We start from the raw sequence: 23,990 nt of genomic DNA on the forward strand, positions 1-23,990 counted from the left end.
TGGCGCGATGCTGATCGAACCGACGGAGACCGAGCCCAAGCACGAGCTGGACCGGTTCTGCGAGGCGCTGATCGCCCTGGCGCACGCCGCCAAGGCCGGCGATGCCGAGCGCTTCAAGGGGGCCCCCTATCTGGCCCCGCTGCGCCGGCTGGACGAGACGCTGGCGGCCCGCAAGCCGCGTTTGACCTGGCGTCCCGAGGGCAAGGGTGTGTCCCCGGCGCCGCTCGCCGCCGAATAGCCGCAAGTGGACGAAATTTAACCGCTGGGTCGCCTTTACGAGTCCTAGATAGGTTCTCATATCGGCAGGACGCCCGACCGCTGGTCCTCCCCAGTTCGGCGCGCGGGCTCAATCCAGGTTATGAACGTGTCACTCGCCATGCCCAGCGTGCGCGGTAATCGCGCCACCGACGACGTCACCCGCGATCTCGCGGGGCGACTCGTGCGCTTTGGCCTGGTGATGGTCGGCGGTGTGATCGTGCTCGCCGGCGTGCTGATCGCGCCGCTACCCGGTCCCGGGGGAATCCCGGTGATCGTCGTCGGCCTGATGGTGATCCTGCGCAATTCGTTCAAGGCGCGGCGGCAGTTCGTCCGCCTGCATCACGCGCACCCGCGGGTGATCTCGCCGATCCGGCGGCTGCTGCGGCGGGATCCGCAAATCCTGAAGATGTCCTGGCATCAGGCTTTGAAGATCGAGCGTCTTCTGGCGCCTAAGGGCCTTCGCTTCATGGTTCGCAGCCGGCGCCTTTTCAGACGCCGGCGCTAAACCGTAGTTCCTACTGGAGCTTGGAGCCCAGTTGGCTGATCGCACGGTCGACCAGCGGATCGCTCTTCACGCCGGAGAGGCGCTGGGTCAGCACCACTTCGGCGGCCTGAGCCGCCAGGTCGGCGGCGGCGGCCTTCACCTCGGCCGCGGCTTGCGCCTCGGCGTTGGCGATCTTGCGCTCGGCGAGCTGCTGACGGCGAGCCAGGCTCTCCTCCAGCTTCGCCTTGGCGTCGGCCTCGTAGCGACGGGCCTCTTCCTGAGCGGCGGCCAGCATGTCCTTGGCTTGCGCCTCGGCTTCGGCGCGCTCGGCCTTCAGTTGGGTCAGCAGGCGCTGGGCTTCCTCGCGGATGCGGGCCGCTTCGTCCAGGTCGGCCTGGATCTTGGCGGTCGTGGCGTCCAGAGCGGCGTTGATGGCCTTCGGGGCCTTAGCCACGAAGATCACGATGCCGAAGAAGATCAGCAGGCCGACGCCGACCCAGAACTCCGCGTTGGCGGGATTAAGGAAAGCGGGCATCAGGCGGCTCCTTGAACGCGGGCGGTGAGCGCCGCGTCGATCTCGGCCGCGGTCACCTTCTGACCGGTCAGCTTCTCGACCATGGCCTGGGCCGTCTCGCCGGCGATGCCGCGGACGTTGGTCATGGCCTGGTCGCGCAGGCCGCGGATGCGAGCCTCGGCCTCATCCATCTGGGCCTGAAGACGTTCGTCTTCGGCCTTCTGGCTGGAGGCCAGTTCGGCGGCGGCCTTGGTCTTGGCGTCGACGGCGAGGCCGCGCGCGCGAGCACGGGCTTCGTCGATCTCGGCCTGGGCGGCCTTGGCTTGCGCCTCGGCTTCCGCCTGAACGCTGCGGGCTTGGGTCACCGCATCGGCGATGGTCGCCGCGCGGGTGTCCTGGATCATGCGGAGCCGAGGAATGAAGACCTTGGCCAGCAGGATGTAGAGGACAGCGAAGATGAGGAAGAGCCAGACGATCTGGCCGCCCCAATGTTCGAATTCGAACTGGGGCAGGCCACCTCCGCTCTCGCCGCCGCCATGGGCGGCGACTTCCGTCGTGCCGGCCGGAGCGTGAGCCCCGTGATCGGCGGCGACGGCCTCGTGGGATGTGGTCTCGGCGGCCATAAGGCTTAGGCGTCCTTATAAACGCAGGTCAGGGCGCGGCGATGACGACGCGCCCCTCGGGACCTGCGGATCTGGCTTTAGGAGAACAGGATGAGCAGGCCGAGCACGAAGGCCAGAATGCCCAGAGCTTCGGTCAGAGCCGCGCCGAGGATCAGGTTGGTGAACTGGCCGCCAGCGGCCGACGGGTTGCGCGTGGCGCCCGCCAGGAAGTGGCCGAAGATGGTGCCCACGCCGATGCCGGCGCCGATCATGCCCAGGGTAGCGAGGCCAGCGCCGATGAACTTAGCGGCTTCAGCGTCCATAGTTTTCAGTCCCGTTTGAAAGTTGAAGAGGGTTGTTGAGTGCGACGGCCGATCAGTGGTGATGGCCGAGGTTGACCACGTCGTTGAGATAGACGCAGGCCAGAACCGCGAAGACGAACGCCTGCAGGTAGGCGACCAGGAACTCGAGGGCCGTCAGAGCGACGACGCCGCCCAGCGAGAGAGCCGCCGCCACATAGGCGAGGGAGGCGACGCCGCCGGTGGCAGCCAGAGCGCCCAGCGAGATGATGAACCCGGCGAAGACCTTCATGGCCACGTGGCCGCCCAGCATGTTGCCGAACAGACGCAGGGCGAGGGTCACCGGACGCAGCAGGAAGGAGAGGATCTCGATCGGAGTGACCAGGATCAGCATGTACCAGGGGATGCCGGCCGGAACGAACAGCTTGTACATGTTCGCGCCGTTGCGCAGCACGCCGTAAATGATGACGATCAGCATGGTCATCACGGCCAGCGAGGCGGTCACCGCCAGCTGCGAGGTCGCGGTGAAGACCAGGAACATGCCCAGCAAGTTCATCATCAGGATGAACATGAACAGGGTCAGGATGTAGGGGAAGAACTTGCGCCCTTCGCGGCCGATGATCCCGGAGACGAGGTCGTCGATGTAGCCGAACATGCCCTCGCCGATGACCTGCAAGCGGCCCGGCACGACGGCGGCCTTGGCGGTGGTCACCGCGAAGAACACAACCACCAGCGCCGCAGCCAAAAGCATGGCGACGGTCGAATTGGTGATCGACATGTCAATCGAGCCGACGCCCGGCAGACTGAACGAAGGCAGATCCACGACCTTGTGGATCTCGAACTGATGCATCGGGTCGGCCATGCCGCCTCGAACTCCCTCAATCGTCCTCGTCGTCGGGGGGGAGGTCCTGCACAGGACCCCATTCCCTCGCCGCTTCGGCGGTCATGCGCTGGGCCGAACGAACGGCCATCCAAATAGAAACGCCGAAGCCCACTAGGACTCCGATGATCATCCCCCAAGGCGCCGTCTTCAGAACGACGTCCGCCCCAGCTCCGAAGCCCAGTCCCACAAAGACCCCGCCTATCAGCACGCCCATGAGGCGATAGCCGTAGCCGGCGGCCTTGGAACCGTAGTCGCGCACGATCGGGGTAGTGCGCTGTTCCAGCGCCGCAGCCCTCTCGTCGAGGCGCTTAATGGCCTCGTCGCGCGAATTGTCCGGATGCGGCATGCGTCGGGCGGCCTTTTGGAACCACGACGTCGCCCGCCGCGGCCGGGGCTTCAAGTCGCGCGGAACCTATAGGCGCGGGTGCGGTGCGTCAAGGCTGGGGTTGTGTGATTTAGCGCGTTGTAATTGCTTGGGAAAATGGCGTCGCGACAACTCGTCCACCGCCCGCGCCGCTCGGTTGTCGGGAACTGACGTTAGCTACCGCGCAGATTCCCTTGCGGAACCTAGGCTTATTGCGCCGCCATCGCCTCGGCTTGGCGCAGGTCGACCGAGACCAGTTGCGAGACGCCGCGCTCGGCCATGGTCACTCCGAACAGCCGATCCATCCGCGCCATGGTCACCGGATTGTGGGTGATGGTGATGAACCGGGTCTCGGTGCGCCGGCGCATTTCATCGAGCAGGTTGCAGTAGCGATCGACATTGGCGTCATCGAGCGGGGCGTCGACTTCGTCGAGCACGCAGATCGGCGCCGGCTGGGCCAGGAACACCCCAAAGATCAGCGCGCAGGCGGTCAGGGCCTGCTCGCCGCCGCTCATCAGGCTCATGGTCGAGAGCCGCTTGCCGGGCGGGCAGGCGTAGATTTCGAGGCCGGCTTCGAGCGGATCTTCGGACTCGACCAGTCGCAGTTCGGCCTGGCCGCCCTGGAACAGGGCCTGGAAGAGCGTCTTGAAGTGTTCGTTGATGATCTCGAAGGCGGCCAGCAGCCGCTCGCGGCCCTCGCCGTTCAGTTCGTCGATGCCCTGGCGCAGCTTGGCGATGGCGCCGGTCAGGTCCGTGCGCTCGCTCATCATGGTCTCGAGGCGGGCGGCGTGCTCGCCGGCTTCCTCCTCGGCGCGCAGGTTCACCGCCCCGATCGAGTCGCGCTGGCGCTCCAGGGCGTAGAGGTGAGCCTCCATGCCGCCGGCGTCGGTCGGAATGGCGACGGCTTCTTCAGCCAGTTGGCGGCCAAGTTGCTCAGGCTCGATGCGCGCGGTCTCGCGGATCTGGGTGGTGATTTCAGTCAGGCGCTCGATCGCCGCTTCCAGCTTGGCGGCCAGGGAGGCGCGCAGTTCGCGGGCTTCACCGGCCGCGCCCTCGGCGGCGCGCAGCGCGCGGTCGGCCTCGGTGCGGGCGGCCTCGGCCTGGGCCAGGGCGTCGGCGGACTGCGCGCGGCGGGCCTCGGCGGCGGCCAGTTCGTCGAGCAGCTTGCCGAGCCGTTCCTGATGCGAGGCCGGCGCTTCGAGCGCGGTGTCGAGATTGGCCTGCACCTTGGCGCGGCCCTCGGCCAGATCGTCCAGCCGACGCGCGGCGGTCTTGCCGCGGCGGGTCCAGTCGTCGCTGTCGCGCTTGAGGTTCTCGTGGCGGCGGGCGCGGCCGTCGCGTTCGCGCACCTCCAGCTCGAGGGCCGAGCGCGCGGCCGAGGCGGCCTCTCGAGCCGGGCCGGCGGCGGCGCGGGCGGCGGCCAGGCGCTCGACCAGGTCGCCGGCCTCGCTCTGGCTGGAGGTTTCAGCGACGGCGACAGCCAGGATCTGCTCGGCGTCGGCCAGTTCGGCCTCGAAGCGGCCGATCATGTCGTCCAGCGACTGGGCCTGGGCCTCGCGGCGAGTCGCCTCGCGGTCGAGTTTCTCGAGCACGCCGCGGGCGATGGTCACCTTCTGCTCGGCGGCCGGCGGTTCGCGGCGGGCGTTGCGCACCGCGTCCTCGGCGGCGCGCACGCGGGTGGAGGCCGCCTGCAGGGCCTCCTTGGCGCTCGCCGCCTTGGGGGCGACGCCTTCGATTTCGCTCTCGACCTCGGCCAGCCGGGTTTTCTGCTCCATGCGGATGGCGGCCGGCTTGGGGGCGTCGGCGCGGGCGACGAAGCCGTCCCAGCGCCAGAGGTCGCCTTCCTTGGAGACCAGCCGCGCGCCGGTCGGCAGCGACGCCTGCAGGCGATCGCCATCCTCGCGGGGGACCACGGCGATGTGGGCGAGGCGGGCGGCGAGGGCGTCGGGCGCCTTCACCTTGCCGGCCAGCGGCTCGACGCCGGGCGGCCAGGCGGCGGGGGCGGTCTCGCCGCCGCCCCAATAGGCGGGGGCCTTGGGATCGAGAGCGGCGTCGAGGTCGTCGCCGAGCGCGGCGGCGACGGCGCGTTCATAGCCGCGAGCCGGAACGACCGAGTCGAGGGCCGGGGCGAAGCCGGCGCGGCGCTGTTGGGCGACGATCTGGGCCAAGGCGCGGGCCTCGGCGGTCAGACGGCCAAGGTGCTCGTCCTGCTTGCGGGCCGCTTCGCGGGCTTCGGTCTCGGCGGCCGCGGCCTTGCCGCGCTCGTCCTCGGCGGTCTCGAGCGCCGCGCGAACGGCGGCCAGGACGGCCTGGGCGCGCTCAAGTTCGGCGCGGGCTTCTTCGATCTGCGGGGTGACGGCGGGGCCTAGCTGGGCGCGCTCGCTCTTGGCCTGATCGAGGGCGCGGCGAGTGCGCGAGACGCGGTTCTGGGCCTCGTCGACGCGGGCGGCGCCGGCGCGGCGGCGGGCCTCGTCGGCGGCGGCCAGGGCGGCCAGTTCCTCGACCGCCTTGTCGGCGGCGATGCGGGCCTCCTCGGCGGCGCGGGCGGCGGCTTCCAGCTCCGGCACGCGCTCGGGGGCGGCGGCGATGGCGGCCTCCAGCGCTTCCAGGTCCTCGACCAGCCGCGCCAGGGCGGCCTGGGCGTCGTGGGCGATCTGGGTCTCGCGGGCGCGGTCGCCGTCGATGCGGGTCAGGTCGCCGGTCAACCGCTCGACCTCGGCGGCCAGGGCCTCGCCCTCGCGCTCCAGCCGATCCTTGTCGATGGCCAGGCGGTTGAGGATCGCCGCGGCGATGGTCTCGGCCTCGCGCAGCGGCTTGATCGCCTCCTCGGCCTGGGCGGCGCGGGTGGTCGCGGTGGCGGCCTCGCGGGTGTTGGCCTCGACCGCAGCGGCGGCGGCGGCGGCTTCCTCGCGCAGGCGCACGGCGGCGTCGCGGGCCTCGGACCAGCGGGCGAACAGCACCGCGCCCTGCAGGGCGCGGATCTCGGCGGAGAGTTTCTTGTAGCGCTCGGCCTGGCGGGCCTCGCGGCGCAGGCGGTTGAGCGCGGTCTCAAGTTCGCCGGAGACGTCGTCGAGGCGGGCGAGGTTGGCCTCGGCCGCGCGCAGGCGCAACTCGGCCTCATGCCGGCGCGAATGCAGGCCCGAGACGCCGGCGGCTTCTTCGAGGATCAGGCGGCGGTTCTGCGGCTTGGCGGCGATCAGCTCGGAGATCTGGCCCTGGCGCACCAGGGCCGGGGAGTTCGAGCCGGTGGAGGCGTCGGCGAACAGCAACTGGACGTCGCGGGCGCGGACCTCGCGGCCGTTGATCTTGTAGGTCGAGCCGGCGCCCTTATCGATCCGCCGCACGACCTCGAGCACCGGGGCGTCGTTGAACGCCGGCGGCGCGCGGCGGGCGGAATTGTCGATGGTCAGGACGACTTCGGCGTGGTTGCGCGAGGCGCGATTGCCCGAGCCGGCGAAGATCACGTCGTCCATGCCGCCGGCGCGCATCGCCTTGGCGGAATTGGCCCCCATCACCCAGCGCAGGGCTTCCAGCAGGTTCGACTTGCCGCAACCGTTCGGTCCGACGATGCCCGTGACTCCGGGCTCGATCCGAAACTCGGTCGGATCGACGAAGGACTTGAAGCCGGAGAGTCGGAGCCGCTGGAAGTGCACGGGCCGGGGGCGCCTCCTACCGCTTGGAGGCCGCGGCGACCGCGGCGTCGAGTTCGGCGGCGGTGATCTCGCCTTCCTTCACCTTCTTACCGTTGAAGACGAAGGTGGGGGTGCCGGTGATGCCACCGTCCTTGGCGTTCTTGGCCACGCGGGCGTTGAGCGCATCCAGGTTGGCGGTGTCGGAGAGGCAGGCCTCGAACTGCGCTTCGCTCATGCCGCCGAGCTTGGCCGCGCCGACCAGCACCGCGCGGGCGTCGCCGGTCTTGACCATCTCTTCGTGGCCGCGGAACACCGCGTCGACGACGGTGAAGTAGTTGTCCTTGCCGGCGCAGCGGGCGGTGATGAAGCCAGCGGCGGCCACCTGGGCCGGCGGCGTCAGGATCTCGCGCAGGGTGTAATGGACCTTGCCGGTGTCGATGTACTTCTTCTTGAAGGCCGGAAAGACCTCGTTGTTGAAGGTCGCGCAGTGGCTGCAGCTGAGCGAGGCATACTCGACCAGCTTCACCTTGGCCTTGGGGTCGCCCAGCGTCATGTCGTCGGGCAGGGCCGCCGGGGCGGCCAGGGCCGAACCGGCGCAGAGCGCGACCGCCCCGAAGACGGCGACGGCGATGCGGCGGTTCGGCTGGCGCATGCTTACTTCGAAGCCTCGGCGACGGCCGCGTCGAGCTCGGCCATGGTCATCTCGCCTTCCTTGACCTTCTTGCCGTTGACGACGAACGACGGCGTGGCGGTGATCTTGTCGACCTTCACGGCCTTTTCGACGCGCTCGTTCAGGGCCTTCAGCGCCGCTTCGTCGGTGATGCAGGCGTTGAACTTCTCTTCGGTCATGCCAGCCGATTGGGCGGTGCGCAGCAGAATCCCGCGCATGTCGCCGGTGGTGAACATCTCCTGCTGGGCATGGAAGATGGCGTCGGTGACCTGGAAGTACTTGTCCTTGCCGGCGCAGCGCGCGGTCAGGAAGCCGGCCGCGGCCACCTCGTTCGGCGGGGTCAGGAATTCCTTGAAGGTGTAATGCACCTTGCCGGTGTCGATGTACTTCTTCTTGAACTCGGGGAAGACCTCGTTGTTGAACTTGCCGCAGTGGCTGCAGGTCAGCGAGGCGTACTCGACGATCTTCACCTTGGCGTTCGGATCGCCCAGGGTCATGTCGGCGGTGTCGACGGACCCGGCGCCGCCGCTCTTGGAGCAGCCGGCCAGCGCGAGCGCGCCCAGGGCCGCAACGACGAGAAGACGACGGTTGAAGTTCGGCATTTGCACCTCTGCGGAAGTCCGAATGAAAGATTAAAGCGCGATTCCCGGCCCGTGGAACGTGGGCGCCGGGGCAAAGTCAACCAGGCTCAGCTGGTTCTCCGCCGCATAACGCCCCGACCCAACCTCAGCAATGCGGCTTTCAGGGGGCCGTCGGGAGCGTTCTCCAGTGACCTGGCGAGCTCGGCCTCGCGGGCGGCGTCGAGCGGCGCGGCGCGTTTGCGGGCGGCCTTGGGCTCGATCGAAGCGGCGTTGCGCAGCGGGCCCTGGACGATGCGCAGCTTGTTCACCGCCCCCTCGCCGAGGAACAGGTTCACCCGCGAGACGATCTCGTGCGCCTGGTGCTGGATGAGCGCGGCCGAGGCGCCGGCGACGCGGATCTCCAGCGCGCCAGGCCCGCCGCCGCGCGGCTTGGTCAGCTTCACCGGCTCGGTGCGCTTGGCCAGTTCGACGCCGACGATCTCGCGCCAGCGGGCCTGCAGTGCGCCCGGACCCTGGCCGTACTTGGCGTCCAGCTCCTTGAGCAGCTTGGACAGACCCCGCCCGGCCACCGGCGGCGGCCGGTGTTGGGGCCGCGTGCGCTTGCGCGCCAGGATCTCGGCGGCTTCGGCGGGAGTGGGCAGGGGACGGGGCATCTGACGCCACCCTACAACAAGGCTCCCGTCCGAGGCGAGGATCGGGTAGCTGAGACCCTGTGACGCCCGAGACGCTCCGCGACCGCCTGCTGGCCTGGTACGATGCTAACGCCCGCGACCTGCCCTGGCGGGTGGGGCCGGCCGATCATGGCCTTGGCGTGCGCGCCGATCCCTACCGAGTGTGGCTGTCCGAGGTCATGCTCCAGCAGACGACGGTGCCGCACGCGACGCCGTACTTCCTGAAGTTCACCCATCGCTGGCCGCGCGTCAGCGACCTGGCGGCCGAGGACGACGGCGAGGTGATGGCCGCCTGGGCCGGGCTTGGCTACTACGCCCGGGCCCGCAACCTGCTGGCCTGCGCTCGCGCCGTGGCCAACGACCACGGCGGCGTCTTCCCCGACACCGAGGAGGGGCTGCGCGCGCTGCCCGGGCTGGGCCCCTATACCGCGGCGGCGGTCGGGGCGATCGCCTTCGATCTGCCGACCAACGTCGTCGACGGCAATGTCGAGCGGGTGATGGCGCGGCTGTTTGCGGTGGAGACGCCGCTGCCCGATGGCAAGACAGAGTTGAAGACGTTGGCCGCGGCGCTGGTCCGCGACCAGCGGCCGGGCGACTGGGCCCAGGCGCTGATGGATCTCGGGGCCACAGTCTGCCGGCCCAAGGCGCCGCTCTGCGACCGCTGCCCGGTGGCCGAATTCTGCGTCGGGCTGGCCGGCGGCGCGCCGGAGACCTATCCGCGCAAGACGCCCAAGGCGGCGCGGCCACACCGCAACGGCGTGGCCTATATCCTGACGCGGGGGAGCGAGGTGGCGCTGGTGCGCCGGCCGCCCAAGGGACTGCTCGGCGGCATGCTGGCCCTGCCGACCAGCGACTGGCGCGCTACGGGCTGGACCGACGCCGAGGGCGCGGCGGCAGCGCCGGTGGGGGCCGACTGGCGGGCGGTGGGCGAGGTCGAGCACGTCTTCACGCACTTCAGTCTGACCTTGCGGTTGCTGCGCGCCGAGGGCGACGCGGAGGGCCTGATCTGGACGCCGCGCTCGGGTCTCGACGCGTTGCCGAGCGTGTTCCTCAAGGCCGCGCGGGCGGGGCTGAGCAACTTGCTCTAGGCCAGGGCCGCCAGGATGAACCTCGACTTGCCGGCGGTGTAGGCGGCGCGGTCGGTGGGATGCTCGGCGACCAGCCGGGTCTTCAACTGCTCATAGGCGGCGCTTAGTTCGGGATTGGCGCGGAGCATGTCTCGAAACCGCAACGTCGCGATCCACTCAGGGCCGTCGTGGACGACAAAGTGAGCCAGGTGGGTGCGCGTCGAGCCCTTGCCGAAGATGCGGTGGCCTTCGACGCCGCCGTCGCCAGCGTCGTCATAGCCCAGCGCGACCATGGCCGACGCGTGGCGGTCCGCAACGGCCAGGTCGGAGACGCCGATCAGCAGGTCGATGATCGGCTTGGCCGAAAGCCCCGGCACCGACGTACTGCCGTAGTGCTCGATCGCTAGGATGTCGGCGCCGACCGCCGCGCGGATGCGGGCGGCCTCCTCCTCGAACGCCTGTCCCCATTGGGGATGCGACGCCGCCAGGCGGTTCTCCGTCCGCTCAAGCCCAAGGCCGTAAGCCACGGGCTCAGGCCTGCGGCATCGCCGAGCGGATCTTGGCGCGCAGCACGTCGATTGGGGCCAGGCCCTTGTCGGACTTGAAGTGCCAGTAGGTCCAGCCGTTGCAGGCCGGGGCCGACTGGACCATGGCGCCGACCTTGTGGATCGAGCCGGAAAGATCGCCGACCACCAGGCTGCCGTCGGCGCGCACGCGGGCCATACGCTCGCCCTTGGGGCAGTAGAGCGCGTCGCCCGGGCTGAGCAGGCCAGCTTCCAGCACTTGGCCGAAGGGCACGCGCGGCTCGGACTTCTTGGAGCCGGTGACCTCCAGGTCGCCCGGGGCGATCGGGATGATCTTCGAGATCCGGTCCTTGGCCAGAGCGACGTACTTCTCGTCCTGCTCCAGGCCGATATAGCGGCGGCCCAGGCGCTTGGCGGCCGCGCCGGTGGTGCCGGTGCCGAAGAACGGATCGAGAATGATGTCGCCGGGCTTGGTGGAGGCCAGGATCAGGCGGTGCAGCAGGGCTTCCGGCTTCTGGGTCGGGTGGGCCTTGGCGCCGTTCTCGTCCTTCAGGCGCTCCTCGCCGGTGCACAGCGGGAAGGTCCAGTCCGAGCGCATCTGGACGTCGTCGTTGGCCATCTTCATGGCGTCGTAGTTGAAGGTGTAGCGGCGCGAGCCGCGGCCCTTGGCGGCCCAGATCAGGGTCTCGTGGGCATTGGTGAACCGGGTGCCCTTGAAGTTCGGCATCGGGTTGGACTTGCGCCAGACGATGTCGTTCAGCAGCCAGAACCCCAGGTCCTGCAAGGTCGCGCCGACCCGGAAGATGTTGTGATAGCTGCCGATCACCCAGAGCGCGCCGTCGTCCTTGAGCACCCGGCGGCATTCGGTCAGCCATTCGCGGGTGAACTTGTCGTAGGCGGCGAAGCTCTCGAACTGGTCCCAATGGTCGTCGACGGCGTCGACCTTGGAGTTGTCGGGGCGCAGCAGGTCGCCGCCGAGCTGGAGGTTGTAGGGCGGGTCGGCGAAGACCAGGTCGACCGACTTCTCGGGCAGCTTCTTCAGCTCCTCGATGCAGTCGCCGTGAATGATCGTGTCGGCCTGAACGCCCATAATCTCACCTCGATGTCCGGAGTCAGAATCCTGAGTCCTCGTGGTGAACGCGTGTTTACCGAACGTGGTTAACGGCCGTTGATCTTGGTTAACCGGTCCATCTCGCCGACGCGCCGTGGGCGTGAACGACCGCCAGGACGCGCTCTTGTCCACCGGGCCACATCGTCAGCCTCACCTCCATGATCGCCATGTTCTCGGGCGGCGGCTCCATGCGCAGCCAGGCCAGCGGGGCGTCGTGCGTGGCTAAGGCGCCAAGATTTTCAATGGCTTGGCGGAGCGCAGTCTGGCTCTCGGCCGGCATGTATTGCCAGAACACCGAGTGATAGATCACCGTCGCCGCGCCTCGCGTCGGGGCCGCAGAACGCGCGGTCCAGTCGACGGCGTCGGCCGCCTCGACTTCGATGCCGTTTGCGAGCGCAACGTCGATCGCCGCCCGAATTCGCTCGAGCCGGTCGAACTGATCGGGCCAGACATAGGCCACAAGACGTCGGCGTTGGACGGGATCCTTAAGGTCCACCGGTCGGCGGTCGCAGGCCTGGCGATGAACGACGCGGACCTGCGCGTCCAGGGGCGGCAAGGCCCCGGACCAGTCGGAGGGCAGCAGCACCGGGCTTTCCGGACCCCAGGCGGAGCTTGAAAGATCGTAGCGATAGCGGTCCCAGGAGAGGTTGAGCCCGGCGCTGGCGGCGATCTCGAAGCAGCGCAGCGGCAAGCCTGTCTCCTTGGCGACGATCAGGAAGCCGCCTAGCAGGGCGGCCGAGCGGCGCACCTCGTTGGTCTGCGGCTCGTGGTCCATGAAGGCGGCGAGGCGGGCGGGGTTCTGGGCCATCGCGCGGCGGGCCTCGCGCCAGGCGGAACCGGCGTCGAAATCCTTTCCAGGCTTGGGATAGGCGTCGGCGAGGGCAGGATCATCGCCGCTGAGCACCAGGTCGTGCAGGGCCCCCAGCAGCCGCAGCGGGACGGCCGCGGCCATCAGGCCGCGGAGGTCCTGGCCGTTCCAGGGCGTCAGCAGTCCGGCGGTCGGACCGCCGGCGTCGAGGTCCTCGGCGGCCAGCTCCAGAAGCTGGCCATGGAAAGGCGAGCCAAGCGCCAGGCAGGCCTGGGCCTGGAGGCGGAGCGAGGGGGCGAGGGCGCTGTCCATGTCCCTGCGATCGGTCCGCGGGGCCGAAGCGTCAATCTTGATTCAATTGATCAATCGACGACGCGGGCGATCTCGCCGCGTTCGATCAGGGCCAGGCGGATCGGCTCCCAGCCGCGGCGGTGGATCGGGCAGGGGCCGAGCGTGCGCAGCGCCTCGACGTGGACCTGGGCGTGGTAGCCCTTGTGGCCGGCGAAGCCGTAGCCGGGATAGAGGCCGTCCATCTCGACCATCAGCCGGTCGCGGGCGACCTTGGCCAGGATCGAGGCCGCGGCGATCGAGGCGCTGATCGAGTCCCCCTTGACCACGGTCTTGATTTCGCAGGGCAATTTGAACTTGTAGTTGCCGTCGACGAGGGCGAAGGCCGGCGTGACGGCCATCGCCTCGACCGCCCGGCGCATGGCCAGGCCGGTGGCGTGCAGGATGTTCAGTTCGTCGATCTCGTCGACGCTGGCGAAGCCGACGCCCCAGGCCACGGCGCACGACTTGATCTCCAGTTCCAGGGCGTCGCGGGCCTTTGCGCTGAGCTTCTTCGAGTCGTTGAGCCCCTCGGGCACGCGGTTCGGATCGAGGATCACCGCGCCGGCGCTGACCGGTCCGGCCCAGGGGCCGCGGCCGGCCTCGTCCACCCCGCAGACGGGGCCGGTCGGACAGGCCAGTTCGAGCATCATGTCAGGCATACTAACGCACCAGCCGTTTGACTTGTTCGTGGCGGTGGCAGCGGGTCAGATGGTCGTTGACGACGCCGGTGGCCTGCATGAAGGCGTAGACGATCACCGGGCCGACGAACTTGAAACCCTTGGCTTTCAAGGCCTTGGACATTTCCTCGGCGACGCGGGTCTGGGTCGGCACCTGGCCGATCTCGCTCCACTTGTTCTGGACCACGCGGCCGTTGGTGAAGCTCCAGATGAACTGGCTGAAGTCCTCGCCCTTCTCGCGCATGTCGAGATAGATCCGCGCGCTCTGGATGGCGGCGTCGATCTTGGCGTTCGAGCGGACGATGCCGGCGTTAGCCATCAGGGCGGCGCGCTCGGCCGCGCCGAAGCGGGCGACGACCTCGGGATCGAAGCCGGCGAAGGCCTCGCGGAAGGCGTCGCGCTTTCGCAGGATGGTGATCCAGGCGAGGCCGGCCTGGAAGCCGTCGAGGACGAGCTTCTCCCAGAGCGCGCGGGAGCTGTACTCGGGCACGCCCCACTCGGTGTCGTGATAGGCCTCGTAGAGCGGGTCGCCGGCCATGCCGCGCCAGCCGCATCGAATCAGGTCGCCGGTCATGGGGCGCAGTCTTGGCTTTCGGCAGGGAGCGTCACAAGCCTGCCGATAGAGGGCCTATCGGCAGGTTTCGCCGCCGATCTTGCAGCAAGCCGCCGATAGCGACGCCAGGGCGCGGTTTGTCGCGGCATGTTTCAGTGTCTATCGGCGCCTATCGGCGCGCGGCAGGTTTTTGTCGATCCTGACGAACGACCGCAACACGAGCGACGGAAATTCCCTCATCTCCCGTTCAGGAGAGTGGAGGCAGTTAGCCGCACGCCTCCATCCTCCCCAATGACTGGATCGTACCTCGTGAGTTCATCGCCTTTTCCACGCCGGATCGCCGCCCGCCTGCTCTGCGGGGTCGCCGTGGCCACGCTCTGCGCCGGAGGGGCGCTGGCCCAGACCGAGGAGCATGAGACCGACACCGAGGTCGAGGAACTGGTGGTCGTCGCCGGTCGCGGCAATCTGCCGGGCTCGGTGATCGGCGACATCACGCCGGAGCTGTCGATCTCGCCGCGCGAGATCCGGGCCTATGGCGCGGCCAGCGTCACCGAGTTGCTCGACGCGCTGTCGCCGCAGCTGACCAGCGGCCAGGGCTCGGGCGGGCGGCCGGTGGTGCTGATCAACGGCGGCCGGATCACCGGCTTTGCGGAAATCCGCGACCTGCCGACCGAGGCGATCGTGCGGGTCGACATCCTGCCGGAAGAGGTCTCGCTGAAGTACGGCTATCCGGCCGACCAGAAGGTCGTGAACTTCGTACTGCGCCAGCGCTTCAAGGCGACCCTGGCCGAGGCCTCGGGTTCGACCCCGACCCAGGACGGCGGCGGCCAGAGCGTGATGGGCCACGGCTCGGTCCTGAACATCCTGCGCGGCCAGCGGCTGATGCTCGACGCGCGGGTGACCGACACCAAGCCGATCTACGAAGGCGACCGCGACATCGTTGGCGGCGAGGGCGACCTGCGCACCCTGAGCTCGGACACCACGGCCCTGTCGCTGAACGGGGTCTATGCGCGGCCGCTGGGCGAGGGGGTCAGCGGCACCATCAACGCCGGGCTCGATTTCACCGACAGCCAGGGCAAGCTCGGCCTGTCGCCGTTCTCGGACGACGCGCTGCTGCGTCGCTCGGAGACCACGTCGGGCCGGCTCGCCGCCGCAGCGGCCGGCGCCTATGCCGGCTGGCAGTGGTCGTACACCGGCGGGCTGACGCAGGACGTCGCCAAGTCGTCGACCGACCGCGACTTCAGCGGCCTGCCCTATACCGACCGCACCAAGAGCACGACCACCACGGCCCAGTCGGACATCGTGCTGAACCGCGCGCTGTGGGAGCTGCCGGCCGGACGGGTCAGCACGACCCTGACCGCGCGGGCCTCGGCGACCCAGTTCGAGAGCGAGGCCGACCGGCTAGGCGTGACGGCGTCGAACACGCTGGACCGCAACATCGGTCAACTGCAGGCCAATTTCGACGTGCCGCTGATCGCCGCCGGCGAGGGGCTGGGCGAGCATCTGGGCAAGCTGTCGGCCAATGTGAACCTCGGCTACCAGAACCTGTCGGATTTCGGCGACCTGCAGACGATCGGCGGCGGTCTCAACTGGACCCCGATCAAGCCGCTGCGGGTGCTGGCCTCGTTCACGCGCGCCGACCAGGCGCCGACCATGAACCAGCTGGGCGACCCGCTGACCTCGACGCCGGGCGTGCGGGTGTTCGACTTCCAGACCGGCCAGACGGTAGAGGTGACCCGCGTGAGCGGCGGCCTCTCGACCCTGGACGCCAGCCAGCGCGACACCTTCAAGCTGGGCGTCAGCTACAAGCCCTGGGACAAGGTCAACCTGAACTTCCAGGCCAACTTCGTCTCGACCCGCACCGACGACGCCATCGCGGCCTTCCCGTCGGCCTCGACCCAGATCGAGGACGCCTTCCCCGATCGCTTCGTGCGCAACGCGGCCGGCGACCTGACCCTGATCGACGCGCGGCCAGTGAACTTCGCCAAGCAATCGCGCGATGAGCTGCGCTACGGCTTCACCTATTCGCGCCCGGTCGGCCCGCAGCCGACTCCGGAGCAGATGGCCGCCATGCGCCAGCGGTTCCAGGCCGAGCGGCAAGCACAGCAAGGTCAGGGTCAGCAGGGGCAGGGCCAACAAGCTCAGGGCCGACAAGGCCAGGGCCAACAAGCTCAGGGCCAGCAGGGGCAAGGCCAGCAGCGTCAGGGCGAAGGCCCGCCGGACGGCCCGCCGTCTGGCGATGGTCCGCCGCCCGGCGCCGGCATGGGCGGCGGCGACGGACCTCGGATGGGCGGCGGCTTCGGCGGCCCGGGCGGGGGCGGCAATCGGATCGGCGGCTTCGGCCCCGGCGGCCCGCGCAACGGCGTGTTCCAGGTCGGGCTCTATCACACCGTGGCGTTCAAGGACGAAGTCGAGATCCGGCCGGGCGTGCCGACGCTCGATCTGCTGGACGGCGGGGCGCTGGGCTCGGGCGGCGGCTCGCCGCGCCACCAGGTCGATCTGCAGGCCAACTACACCCGCGGCGGGATGGGCGTAGCGGCGAACGCCAAGTGGCAGAGCGCGACCAAGGTCACGGGCCTGACCGCGGCCGAGGACCTGGAATTCTCGGACCTGACGACGGTGAACCTGCGGCTGTTCGCCGACCTCGGCATGCAGCCGATCGCCCGCGAGCAGAAGTGGCTGCGCGGCATGCGCGCGACGCTGTCGGTCGACAACCTGTTCGACGAGCGCCAGGACGTCACGACCCCGCAGGGGACCACCCCGATCAGCTACCAGCCCGACCTGCTGGACCCGGTCGGCCGGACGGTGAAGTTCACGGTGCGCAAGCTGTTCTTCTAGAGATCGATTGAGGGATCGATTTCCTCCCCCGCTACGCAGGGGAGGAAAATGGCCTTTCCGCGAGATCGCGCTATCGTCGCCCCAAGCAAGGGAGGCTGCGCATGGCGAGGCTCGTCTTTGGAATGAACCAGTCGCTCGACGGCTATGTCGACTACGACAGGTTCGCGCCCGATCCCGTGCTGTTCCAGCACTTCGTCGAGCAGGCGCGCGAGCAGACCGGGGCGATCTATGGCCGCGGGCTCTATGAGATCATGCGCTACTGGGACGTCGACGACGCCGGTTGGGGCGAGGCCGAGCGCGCGTTTGCGGACGCCTGGCGCAAGCAGCACAAGTGGGTGGTGTCGCGCTCGCTGACGCAGGTCGGGCCGAACGCCACGCTGGTCGGCGAGGACTTCGAGGCGGTGCTCCGCAAGGTGAAGGCCGAGCAGCCCGGCGAGATCGAGGTCGGCGGCCCGGTGCTGGCCAAGAGTTTGGGCGAGCTCGGGCTCATCGACGCCTATCGCATCTATCTGCATCCCGTCGTGCTGGGCGACGGCAGTCCGTACTTCGTCGGGCCGCGGCCGCGGCTGCGCCTGGTCGGGCACGAGCGGATCGGTCCGGACGCGATCCAGCTGACCTACGAGCCGGCCGACGCGGAGGGCTGAGCGATGTCCTTCGAAGGCTTCAAGCTCGAGCGCATGAGCACCGGCGAGGCCGTGCTGCGTTTTCGGCACGGCGGCTCGGGGCCGCCGCTGCTGTTGCTGCACGGCTATCCGCAGACGCACATGATGTGGGGCCAGATCGCCGGGGAGCTGGCCCGGGACTTTACGGTGGTGGCTCCCGACCTGCGCGGCTACGGCGGCAGTTCCAAGCCGTCGACGGCGCCCGACCATGAGCCCTATTCGAAGCGGGCGATGGCGCGCGACGTGGTGGCGCTGATGGCGCTGCTGGGCTTTGACCGCTTCGACGTCGTCGGCCACGACCGCGGCGGGCGAACGGCCTATCGGCTGGCGCTGGACGCGCCGCACGCGGTCGGTAAGCTGAGCCTCCTGGACATCATCCCGACCGCCGACGTCTGGCGGCTGGCCGACCGGCGCTTTGCGTTGGGCTATTGGCACTGGAGCTTCCTGGCGCAGGCTCATCCGTTCCCCGAGCACTTCATCGCCGCCGACCCGGTGCACTTCGCGTTCCGCATCGCCCAGGGCGCGACCTATTTCGAGCCTGCGGCCTACGCCGACTATGTGGAGGCCCTGGCCGACCCGGCTGTGATCCACGCCATGTGCGAGGACTACCGGGCCGGGGCGACCTACGACGTCGCCGCCGACGAGGCCGATCGCGGCGTGAAGAAGATCGCCGCCCCGACCCAGGTGCTGTGGGGCGCCAACGGAGCGGTCGGTCGCTGGTACGACGTGCTGCAGGTCTGGCGGCCCTGGTGCGAGGACCTGCGCGGCCAGGCGATCGAGGGGGCTGGGCACTTCCTGGCCGAGGAGAAGCCGGCCGAGACGCTGGCGGCGCTGCGGGGTTTTTTGCTCGGGTGAGGTTGCGCTTGTTCATTGCCGTGCATCGGGACGGCATCATGCTCGCCGTCGCGATGTCTGTGGTCGTGCTGGTTCTTGCGGGCCTCGTGCTGCCGATCATCAGCCTTGAGCCGGGGCGCGAGACGGAAGGTGCGGTCGTCGGATTGCTTTCGAGCGAGTCCGAGACCGGTACGCGGCCAGGAATTTGGGTGGAAGTGGGAGAACGACGTGTGCGCCTCGGCATGCGTCGCGGCCACGGCTGCGTCGTTGGCGACCGCATCGCGCTTGTCGAACGTGAAACGCTCCTAGGGCCGCGCTACTCGCCGGGGCTTGCGGGATGCTCCACTTACCGCTCGTCATCCTCGACCGGAGCGCAGCGGAGTGTCGGGGACCCATAGGCGGCGACGGCGCCGTCTAGTTCGCTGAGCGCGGCGTGTATGGGTGGCCGGGTCAAGCCCGGCCATGACGATCTTAGGGGCGAGCAAGCCCCCTCCGTCTCGATGCTTTGCATCGAGCCACCTCCCCAGCGGGGGAGGATCTAGTTGGTTTCCAGCCACTCCGGCTTTTCCGCGCGAGCTTCGCGGCCGTCGGCGGTGAGGGCGCCTTCGAGGCGGTCGAGGCGGACGAGAGCGATGGCGCGGCCTTGCGCGCCCGAGAGCACTTCGCCGGCGCGGCGTTCGCCGTCGAGGAGAAGCTCGGACCCCGGCGGCGGCGGGGCGCCGTCGAAGGCCAGGGGCAGCATGCGGTTCTTGATCTGGCCGCGGCGCTTCATGCGCGAGGTGGTCTCCTGGCCGATGAAGCAGCCCTTGTGGAAGTCGATGCCGTGCAGCAGGTCGAAATTGGCCTCGATCGGATAGGTCTGCTCGACGCCCCAGTCGGCCGGGCCGGGCACGCCGAGCGCCAGGCGGTGGGCGTCGTAGGCGGCTTCGTCGGCGGTCGGCGCGGCCTCGAGGCCGTAGCCGCGCCAGCCGAGCGCGGGCAGGCGCGGGTCGGGCGCCCAGCCAGGGCCGGGGTCGGCGCCCCAGGCGGCCAGCACCGGAGACTCGTCGGCGGCGATCACGACCTTGGCGCGCAGCCGGTACATGGTCAGGCGCAGGATCAGGGCCTCGCGGCTGGTCCGTTCGACGTCGATCAAGGCGCCGCCGGACCGTCCGACCACGAACAAATCGAACAAAAGCCGGCCCTGGGGGTTCAAGAGAGCGCCGAACCGCACCTCGCCGTCCGCGAGGGTCTCGACGTCCTGGGTGATGAGGCCGTGCAGGAAACTGCGCCAATCCTCGCCAGAGACGGCGATCAGGGCTCGGCTGGACAGGGCTGCGATCGGGGGCTGCGTCGACATGGTAGTGGAGTTAAGGGCTGCGCGGGTGGAGCGCCAGCGTCAGGAGCCCTATAGAAGGACGATGGCGCACGGGTCCTTCCCGATTCTGTTCATCACCGCGACCCGGATCGGCGACGCGGTGCTGTCGTCCGGCCTGATCAAACGATTGCTGGACGAGGTTCCGAACGCGCGCTTCACGATCGTCGCCGGCAAGGCGGCCGCGCCGCTGTTCGCCGAGGTCCCGAACCTCGACCGTCTCATCGTGCTGGAGAAGGCCAAGAACGGCGGCCACTGGTTCAAGCTGTGGCGCGAGGTGCGCCATCGCAAGTGGGGGCTGATCGTCGACCTGCGCGGTTCGGCGATCTCGCAGTTCCTGCGCCGCGAGCGGCGGGCGGTCTACAAGCGCGGCTCCGGCGGCGGCGTGCACAAGGTCATCGAGGCCGCGCGGCTGCTGAAGATCGAGGACGATCCGCCGTCGCCTTACCTGTTCACCTCGGCGGCGACCGAGGCGTATACCGACGAACTGACTGCGGGCAAGGGGCCGATCCTGGCGATGGCTCCGGCCGCCAACTGGGTCGGCAAGACCTGGCCGGCCGAACGCTTCGCGCAGGTGGCGATCCAGCTGTTGGGCGGGCCGCTGGCCGGCGGGCGGCTGATGCTGCTGGGCGGGCCCGCAGACCAACAGGCGGTCAGCGCGCTGCGCAACGTCGTGCCGCGCGAGCGGACCATCGATCTGGCCGGCAAGGTCGAACTGCTGGCCAGCTATGCCTGCCTGAAGCGTGCGCAGCTGTTCATCGGCAACGACAGCGGCCTGATGCACATGGCCGCCGCGGCCGGGACCCCGACCATCGGATTGTTCGGGCCGTCGGACGACAAGCTCTATGGGCCATGGGGGGAGAACACCCGCATCGTCCGCGGCATTCGCAGCCTCGATCAGATCCGCGAGGTTGACCCCGGCCTCTCGCAGGCGCTCTGTCACATGATGGACCTGCCGGTGGATTGGGTGACCAACGCCGCCAAGGACCTGCTCGCCCAAACCAGTTCCAAAGCCAGTTAAGCCCAGAGACGACACATGCCCGAGACCTTCGACCTCATCGTGAGGGGCGGCGAGGTGGTGAACCATGCCGGCCGCGGCCATGCCGACGTCGGCGTTCGCGCCGGCAAGATCGTCGAGATCGGCGACCTGAGCCAGGCCAGCGCCGGCGAAGTGTTCGACGCCAAGGGCCTGACCGTGCTGCCGGGGGTGATCGACACCCAGGTCCACTTCCGCGAACCTGGCCTGGAGTGGAAGGAAGACCTGGAGACAGGCTCGCGCGCCGCCGCCATGGGCGGGGTCGTCGCCGTGTTCGAAATGCCGAACACCGAGCCGACCACCACCGACCCCGACGCCCTGGCCGACAAGCTGCATCGCGCGGCCGGCCGGATGCACACCGACCACGCCTTCTATGTCGGCGGCACCCACGAGAACGCCAAGTTCCTGGGCGAGCTGGAGCGGCTGCCCGGCTGCTGCGGCATCAAGGTGTTCATGGGCGCCTCGACGGGGAGCCTGCTGGTGCAGGACGACGAGGGCATCGAGCAGGTGCTGCGCCATGTGAACCGCCGCGCGGCGTTCCACTCCGAGGACGAATACCGGCTGGCCGAACGCCGGCCGCTGGCCCGCACCGGCGACTGGACCAGCCACGAGGAAGTGCGCGACGCCGCCTCGGCGCTGGAGAGCACTCACCGGCTGGTGCGGATCGCCAAGGCGCTGGGCAAGCGCATCCACGTGCTGCACGTGACCACCCGCGAGGAGATCGAGTTCCTGGCGCTGCACAAGGACGTGGCCAGCGTCGAGGTCACCCCGCAGCACCTGACGCTGACCGCGCCGGAAGCCTATGAGCGGCTGAAGGGCTACGCCCAGATGAACCCGCCGATCCGCAACGCCTATCACCAGGCCGGGCTGTGGCACGGCGTCGCCGCCGGCATCGCCGACGTGCTGGGCTCGGACCACGCGCCGCACACCAAGGACGAGAAGGCCCGGCCCTATCCGGCCTCGCCGTCGGGCATGCCCGGCGTGCAGACCCTGGTGCCGGTGATGCTGACCCACGTGAACGAGGGCCGGCTGTCGCTGGAGCGCTTCGTCGACCTGACCAGCCATGGCGCGAACCGGGTGTTCGGCATGGCCGACAAGGGCCGGCTGGCGGTCGGCTACGACGCCGACATCACCGTGGTCGACATGAAGGCGCGCCGCACCATCAAGCACGAGGACATGTCGACCCGTGTCGGCTGGACCCCGTTCGACGGCTTCGAGGCCAAGGGCTGGCCGACGGCGACGATCATCCGCGGCACGGTGGTGATGCGCGACGACGAGCTGGTCGCGCCGAGCATCGGCCAGCCGGTGCGGTTCGCCGAGACCCTGGGCGGCTAATTGCTGGCGGCGATGGTCGCTTCGCTGGCCCTGCCGATGGCGCAACCGGGCGAGTGCGTCGTGTTGATCCACGGCCTGGGGCGTAGCGCCGCCTCGATGGCGCCTATCGGCCGCTATCTGACCGACCGCGGCTATGCGGTCGTCGCCCGCAGCTACCCCTCGACTCGGCTGAGCATCGAGGCGGCGGCGGCGGGCCTGGACCAGGACATCGACCAGTGCCGGCGGCGCGAGGCGACGCGCATCCACTTCGTGACCCACTCGCTCGGCGGCGTGCTGTTGCGGCGCTACTTCCAGGACCACGAGGTGGCCGAGGCCGGGCGGGCCGTCATGCTGGGGCCGCCCAACGCCGGCAGCGAGGTCGCCGACGAGCTCAAGCACCATTGGTGGTTCAGGCGCGCGCTCGGCCCGGCCGGTCAGGCGCTGGGCGCGCGCGAGCCGCCCGTCTTCGCGCGGCCGCTGCCGCTGGACGTCGGCGTCATCGCCGGCACGCGGAACTATGAACCCTGGTTCGCCGGCTGCTTCGAGGGGCGGCCCAACGACGGCAAGGTCAGCGTCGAGAGCACGCGATTGCCGGAAATGGCTGATTTCCTGACCCTGCACGTCGGCCACACCTTCATGGTCCGCTCCGGGGCGGTGCAGAGCCAGGTCGCCGCTTTCTTGGGCGCCGGCCGCTTCGAGCGCTGAGTTCCCGCGCCGGGTGAAGCCGCGGGCGTCGGGTTCGCGTCTCGGCAATACTTTCACCCCCATACTACTGACAGTGGGAAGTGACCGGCGCACTCGCGCGCCGAAGGCTCGTCGCGGGGGAGTAGATGTCGCGATCGAACGCCGCCGAGTCGGGCGGCCCGAGTCTGACGCTCGTGCAGCAGCTGGATGCACGGGACTTTCTGCCGCTTGCCCTGCGCCACGGGGCGCTGAACATCGCCACCCTCGGGCTTTACCGATTTTGGGGCCGGAGCGAGAGCCGCCGGCGGCTGTGGGCGGCCACCGACATGAACGGCGAGCCGTTGGACTATGGCGGTCTCGGGGTCGAGCTGATGATCGGCGCGCTCGCCAAGCTGGTGGTCGTCGGCGCGGCGCTGGCCGCCGCGGTGGCGGCGGTCCGGGGATACGGCGCCTGGGGCGCGCCGGCGGCGCTGGTCGCGGCGGCCAGCGTCACGCTGTTCCTGGGATTCTGCCGCTTCGTCGGCTTCGTCTATCTGGCCACCCGAACGGAGTGGCGCGGGCAGGTGTTCGAGGTCGACGGCTCGTCGGCGACTTTTGCGCTGGGCGAGTTGCGCGACGCGGCGATCAGCGTGCTGACGCTCGGCTGGTCGCGGCCAGCGGCCGACCGGCGGCGCGACGCGGCGCTGTGGGGCGGCCTGCGCCACCCGCATCGCCCGGCCGCCTATGACGCGGCGGCTGCGGCGCGCCGTCCGCTCTACAGCGTCTTCGCCATCGGCTGGTTCGGGACTGTGATGATCGCGCTGTTCGCGGCGGGGGTGCTGCTGGGCCTGGCGGCGGGCCTGGTGCCCACGATCGCCATCGGAACGGGGTCGAGCCTGGGCCTGCTGGCGGGGCTGGTCGCGCTGGTGCTGGGCTTATGGCCGCCCCTGGTGCTCGCCTGGGCGCCGTACCAGGCTGCGCGGCGCAGCGCGACGGCGGCGGGACTGGGCCTGGCGCTGCCGCTACGCCGGCGGGCCTGGGCGCGGCTGCAGGCGACCAACACCGCGCTGCGCATCGTCTCGCTGGGGGCGCTGGCGCCCTACGCGGCGGCCCGTGAGAGCGCGTTCGTCTTTTCGCGGCTGGAAGAAGCGCGCCGGCTGTCGAGGCGGACGAGAGCGGCGCGGCGGTTGGCGGCCGTGGCGTTCGCGCCCGTGGAGGCCAGGGCGGGGGCCTGAGGCCGCGGCCGATTTGCTTTGATGGG

General features: G+C 69.6%; 25 protein-coding genes and 1 pseudogene. 11 read left to right on the plus strand and 15 right to left on the minus strand.

Translation table 11 applies throughout. The features are described from left to right. Both C0481_RS18090 and C0481_RS18095 read left to right on the plus strand, forming a co-directional pair. Window positions 1-238 (plus strand): annotated as a pseudogene (locus tag C0481_RS18090) (aminomethyl-transferring glycine dehydrogenase subunit GcvPB); the annotation flags it as partial. A 120-nt stretch (window positions 239-358) separates the two neighbouring features. Further along, a complete protein-coding gene (locus C0481_RS18095) occupies window positions 359-763 on the plus strand; it encodes a hypothetical protein (RefSeq protein ID WP_293406408.1) in 405 nt (134 codons plus the stop codon). 10 nt (window positions 764-773) lie between these two features. On the opposite strand, the gene C0481_RS18100 is transcribed toward C0481_RS18095, so the two are convergent. The 9 genes from C0481_RS18100 to C0481_RS18140 form a co-directional block, all read right to left on the minus strand. Further along, complete coding sequence (locus tag C0481_RS18100; RefSeq protein WP_293406410.1) at window positions 774-1,277, minus strand: F0F1 ATP synthase subunit B; 504 nt, start codon at window positions 1,275-1,277, stop codon at window positions 774-776. Continuing rightward, window positions 1,277-1,879 carry a hypothetical protein gene (locus C0481_RS18105; protein ID WP_293406412.1) on the minus strand — a complete coding sequence of 201 codons (603 nt, stop codon included), beginning with the start codon at window positions 1,877-1,879 and terminating at the stop codon, window positions 1,277-1,279. Before C0481_RS18105 ends, C0481_RS18100 begins: the two co-directional genes overlap by 1 nt. 77 nt (window positions 1,880-1,956) lie before the next feature. After that, on the minus strand, window positions 1,957-2,181 hold the full coding sequence (locus tag C0481_RS18110) for a F0F1 ATP synthase subunit C (RefSeq protein WP_183772054.1): 225 nt from the start codon (window positions 2,179-2,181) through the stop codon (window positions 1,957-1,959). 52 nt (window positions 2,182-2,233) lie between these two features. Further along, window positions 2,234-3,019, minus strand: coding sequence for a F0F1 ATP synthase subunit A (locus C0481_RS18115; RefSeq protein ID WP_293406415.1), 786 nt, complete (start codon window positions 3,017-3,019; stop codon window positions 2,234-2,236). A 16-nt stretch (window positions 3,020-3,035) separates the two neighbouring features. Further along, a complete protein-coding gene (locus C0481_RS18120) occupies window positions 3,036-3,386 on the minus strand; it encodes an AtpZ/AtpI family protein (protein ID WP_293406417.1) in 351 nt (116 codons plus the stop codon). 227 nt (window positions 3,387-3,613) lie between these two features. Further along, window positions 3,614-7,057 carry an AAA family ATPase gene (locus C0481_RS18125; RefSeq protein ID WP_293406419.1) on the minus strand — a complete coding sequence of 1,148 codons (3,444 nt, stop codon included), beginning with the start codon at window positions 7,055-7,057 and terminating at the stop codon, window positions 3,614-3,616. A 16-nt stretch (window positions 7,058-7,073) separates the two neighbouring features. Continuing rightward, window positions 7,074-7,688 (minus strand): thioredoxin domain-containing protein, encoded by a 615-nt coding sequence (locus C0481_RS18130; RefSeq protein ID WP_293406421.1) that lies wholly within the window; start codon window positions 7,686-7,688, stop codon window positions 7,074-7,076. A 2-nt stretch (window positions 7,689-7,690) separates the two neighbouring features. Continuing rightward, a complete protein-coding gene (locus C0481_RS18135) occupies window positions 7,691-8,308 on the minus strand; it encodes a DsbA family protein (RefSeq protein WP_293406423.1) in 618 nt (205 codons plus the stop codon). Window positions 8,309-8,394: 86 nt separating this feature from the next. Further along, window positions 8,395-8,940, minus strand: a complete 546-nt coding sequence (locus C0481_RS18140) for a DciA family protein (protein ID WP_293406425.1) — start codon at window positions 8,938-8,940, stop codon at window positions 8,395-8,397. A 59-nt stretch (window positions 8,941-8,999) separates the two neighbouring features. On the opposite strand from C0481_RS18140, the gene mutY reads away from it, so the two are divergent. Continuing rightward, entirely contained in the window at window positions 9,000-10,046 is a 1,047-nt protein-coding gene (mutY, locus tag C0481_RS18145; RefSeq protein ID WP_293406427.1) for an A/G-specific adenine glycosylase, read from the plus strand. Here mutY and C0481_RS18150 read toward each other — a convergent pair. The 5 genes from C0481_RS18150 to C0481_RS18170 form a co-directional block, all read right to left on the minus strand. Further along, window positions 10,043-10,552 carry a GrpB family protein gene (locus tag C0481_RS18150; RefSeq protein WP_293406429.1) on the minus strand — a complete coding sequence of 170 codons (510 nt, stop codon included), beginning with the start codon at window positions 10,550-10,552 and terminating at the stop codon, window positions 10,043-10,045. The two genes, mutY and C0481_RS18150, sit on opposite strands and share 4 nt — an antisense overlap. A gap of 4 nt (window positions 10,553-10,556) precedes the next feature. Beyond that, complete coding sequence (locus C0481_RS18155; protein WP_293406431.1) at window positions 10,557-11,639, minus strand: site-specific DNA-methyltransferase; 1,083 nt, start codon at window positions 11,637-11,639, stop codon at window positions 10,557-10,559. Window positions 11,640-11,727: 88 nt separating this feature from the next. Continuing rightward, window positions 11,728-12,780 (minus strand): DUF2332 family protein, encoded by a 1,053-nt coding sequence (locus C0481_RS18160; RefSeq protein ID WP_293406433.1) that lies wholly within the window; start codon window positions 12,778-12,780, stop codon window positions 11,728-11,730. Between the two features lie 50 nt (window positions 12,781-12,830). Continuing rightward, window positions 12,831-13,457 (minus strand): ribonuclease HII, encoded by a 627-nt coding sequence (locus C0481_RS18165; protein ID WP_293406435.1) that lies wholly within the window; start codon window positions 13,455-13,457, stop codon window positions 12,831-12,833. Between the two features lies 1 nt (window position 13,458). Further along, window positions 13,459-14,049 carry a DNA-3-methyladenine glycosylase I gene (locus C0481_RS18170; RefSeq protein WP_293406437.1) on the minus strand — a complete coding sequence of 197 codons (591 nt, stop codon included), beginning with the start codon at window positions 14,047-14,049 and terminating at the stop codon, window positions 13,459-13,461. Between the two features lie 288 nt (window positions 14,050-14,337). Between C0481_RS18170 and C0481_RS18175 the strand changes: the two genes are divergently transcribed. The 4 genes from C0481_RS18175 (at window position 14,338) to C0481_RS18190 (ending at window position 18,760) form a co-directional block, all read left to right on the plus strand. Next, window positions 14,338-16,866, plus strand: coding sequence for a hypothetical protein (locus tag C0481_RS18175; protein ID WP_293406439.1), 2,529 nt, complete (start codon window positions 14,338-14,340; stop codon window positions 16,864-16,866). Window positions 16,867-16,967: 101 nt separating this feature from the next. After that, the gene (locus C0481_RS18180) at window positions 16,968-17,510 is read left to right on the plus strand and encodes a dihydrofolate reductase family protein (protein WP_293406441.1); all 543 of its coding nucleotides are present in this window, start codon (window positions 16,968-16,970) and stop codon (window positions 17,508-17,510) included. Between the two features lie 3 nt (window positions 17,511-17,513). Then, complete coding sequence (locus C0481_RS18185; RefSeq protein ID WP_293406443.1) at window positions 17,514-18,383, plus strand: alpha/beta hydrolase; 870 nt, start codon at window positions 17,514-17,516, stop codon at window positions 18,381-18,383. An 8-nt stretch (window positions 18,384-18,391) separates the two neighbouring features. Then, window positions 18,392-18,760 (plus strand): hypothetical protein, encoded by a 369-nt coding sequence (locus C0481_RS18190; protein WP_293406445.1) that lies wholly within the window; start codon window positions 18,392-18,394, stop codon window positions 18,758-18,760. Between the two features lie 140 nt (window positions 18,761-18,900). On the opposite strand, the gene C0481_RS18195 is transcribed toward C0481_RS18190, so the two are convergent. Then, window positions 18,901-19,701, minus strand: a complete 801-nt coding sequence (locus C0481_RS18195; RefSeq protein WP_293406447.1) for a folate-binding protein YgfZ — start codon at window positions 19,699-19,701, stop codon at window positions 18,901-18,903. 61 nt (window positions 19,702-19,762) lie between these two features. Between C0481_RS18195 and C0481_RS18200 the strand changes: the two genes are divergently transcribed. From C0481_RS18200 to C0481_RS18215, 4 genes are all read left to right on the plus strand, one after another. Beyond that, the gene (locus C0481_RS18200) at window positions 19,763-20,737 is read left to right on the plus strand and encodes a glycosyltransferase family 9 protein (RefSeq protein ID WP_293406449.1); all 975 of its coding nucleotides are present in this window, start codon (window positions 19,763-19,765) and stop codon (window positions 20,735-20,737) included. A gap of 15 nt (window positions 20,738-20,752) precedes the next feature. After that, on the plus strand, window positions 20,753-22,087 hold the full coding sequence (locus tag C0481_RS18205; RefSeq protein WP_293406451.1) for a dihydroorotase: 1,335 nt from the start codon (window positions 20,753-20,755) through the stop codon (window positions 22,085-22,087). 12 nt (window positions 22,088-22,099) lie between these two features. Then, a complete protein-coding gene (locus C0481_RS18210; RefSeq protein WP_293406453.1) occupies window positions 22,100-22,771 on the plus strand; it encodes an alpha/beta fold hydrolase in 672 nt (223 codons plus the stop codon). Between the two features lie 125 nt (window positions 22,772-22,896). Beyond that, the gene (locus C0481_RS18215) at window positions 22,897-23,964 is read left to right on the plus strand and encodes a DUF898 family protein (protein WP_293406455.1); all 1,068 of its coding nucleotides are present in this window, start codon (window positions 22,897-22,899) and stop codon (window positions 23,962-23,964) included. Window positions 23,965-23,990 lie beyond the last annotated feature (26 nt).

This window comes from Phenylobacterium sp. (genome assembly GCF_013822795.1).
Lineage (GTDB): Bacteria > Pseudomonadota > Alphaproteobacteria > Caulobacterales > Caulobacteraceae > Phenylobacterium.

What these genes read in the sequence shown, in the direction of transcription:
- C0481_RS18115 (WP_293406415.1), bottom strand. Translation starts at nt 3,019, where the DNA reads ATGGCCGACCCGATGCATCAGTTCGAGATCCACAAGGTCGTGGATCTG.
- C0481_RS18185 (WP_293406443.1), top strand. Translation starts at nt 17,514, where the DNA reads ATGTCCTTCGAAGGCTTCAAGCTCGAGCGCATGAGCACCGGCGAGGCC.
- C0481_RS18140 (WP_293406425.1), bottom strand. Translation starts at nt 8,940, where the DNA reads ATGCCCCGTCCCCTGCCCACTCCCGCCGAAGCCGCCGAGATCCTGGCG.
- C0481_RS18120 (WP_293406417.1), bottom strand. Translation starts at nt 3,386, where the DNA reads ATGCCGCATCCGGACAATTCGCGCGACGAGGCCATTAAGCGCCTCGAC.
- C0481_RS18170 (WP_293406437.1), bottom strand. Translation starts at nt 14,049, where the DNA reads ATGACCGGCGACCTGATTCGATGCGGCTGGCGCGGCATGGCCGGCGAC.
- C0481_RS18095 (WP_293406408.1), top strand. Translation starts at nt 359, where the DNA reads ATGAACGTGTCACTCGCCATGCCCAGCGTGCGCGGTAATCGCGCCACC.
- C0481_RS18100 (WP_293406410.1), bottom strand. Translation starts at nt 1,277, where the DNA reads ATGCCCGCTTTCCTTAATCCCGCCAACGCGGAGTTCTGGGTCGGCGTC.
- C0481_RS18105 (WP_293406412.1), bottom strand. Translation starts at nt 1,879, where the DNA reads ATGGCCGCCGAGACCACATCCCACGAGGCCGTCGCCGCCGATCACGGG.
- C0481_RS18135 (WP_293406423.1), bottom strand. Translation starts at nt 8,308, where the DNA reads ATGCCGAACTTCAACCGTCGTCTTCTCGTCGTTGCGGCCCTGGGCGCG.
- C0481_RS18155 (WP_293406431.1), bottom strand. Translation starts at nt 11,639, where the DNA reads ATGGGCGTTCAGGCCGACACGATCATTCACGGCGACTGCATCGAGGAG.
- C0481_RS18210 (WP_293406453.1), top strand. Translation starts at nt 22,100, where the DNA reads ATGGTCGCTTCGCTGGCCCTGCCGATGGCGCAACCGGGCGAGTGCGTC.
- C0481_RS18130 (WP_293406421.1), bottom strand. Translation starts at nt 7,688, where the DNA reads ATGCGCCAGCCGAACCGCCGCATCGCCGTCGCCGTCTTCGGGGCGGTC.
- C0481_RS18205 (WP_293406451.1), top strand. Translation starts at nt 20,753, where the DNA reads ATGCCCGAGACCTTCGACCTCATCGTGAGGGGCGGCGAGGTGGTGAAC.
- C0481_RS18160 (WP_293406433.1), bottom strand. Translation starts at nt 12,780, where the DNA reads ATGGACAGCGCCCTCGCCCCCTCGCTCCGCCTCCAGGCCCAGGCCTGC.
- C0481_RS18215 (WP_293406455.1), top strand. Translation starts at nt 22,897, where the DNA reads ATGTCGCGATCGAACGCCGCCGAGTCGGGCGGCCCGAGTCTGACGCTC.
- C0481_RS18165 (WP_293406435.1), bottom strand. Translation starts at nt 13,457, where the DNA reads ATGCCTGACATGATGCTCGAACTGGCCTGTCCGACCGGCCCCGTCTGC.
- C0481_RS18195 (WP_293406447.1), bottom strand. Translation starts at nt 19,701, where the DNA reads ATGTCGACGCAGCCCCCGATCGCAGCCCTGTCCAGCCGAGCCCTGATC.
- C0481_RS18180 (WP_293406441.1), top strand. Translation starts at nt 16,968, where the DNA reads ATGGCGAGGCTCGTCTTTGGAATGAACCAGTCGCTCGACGGCTATGTC.
- C0481_RS18200 (WP_293406449.1), top strand. Translation starts at nt 19,763, where the DNA reads ATGGCGCACGGGTCCTTCCCGATTCTGTTCATCACCGCGACCCGGATC.
- C0481_RS18110 (WP_183772054.1), bottom strand. Translation starts at nt 2,181, where the DNA reads ATGGACGCTGAAGCCGCTAAGTTCATCGGCGCTGGCCTCGCTACCCTG.